General features: G+C 69.3%; 1 protein-coding gene. It reads right to left on the reverse strand.

Annotated elements, in window-relative coordinates; translation table 11 throughout:
• Nucleotides 1-238, reverse strand: a 238-nt coding sequence (locus tag IEZ31_RS54990; RefSeq protein ID WP_190258159.1) for a hypothetical protein, incomplete at both ends; no start/stop codon positions are given.

Consider the following 238-nt stretch of genomic DNA (forward strand, 5'->3'; position numbering starts at 1 on the left):
ACCCGACCTGCGCAAACTGCGTCTCATCGATCCGCTCACCCAGGTCGACATCCACATACGACCGGACCTCGTCCAGCGCGGCGGAGAACTCCGGCAGCACGCCATACAGGTCCAGACCCATCCCGGGCCGCTGCGAACCCTGCCCCGAGAACAACACCGCCACCGGACCCGACGGGCCCTCGCCGAGGACCGACAGGCCACGCAGGCCGGCGATCAACTCCTCCCGCGTCGACCCGGT

Origin of the sequence: Dactylosporangium sucinum, assembly GCF_014647515.1 — a bacterium.
In the GTDB taxonomy this organism is placed as follows: domain Bacteria; phylum Actinomycetota; class Actinomycetes; order Mycobacteriales; family Micromonosporaceae; genus Dactylosporangium; species Dactylosporangium sucinum.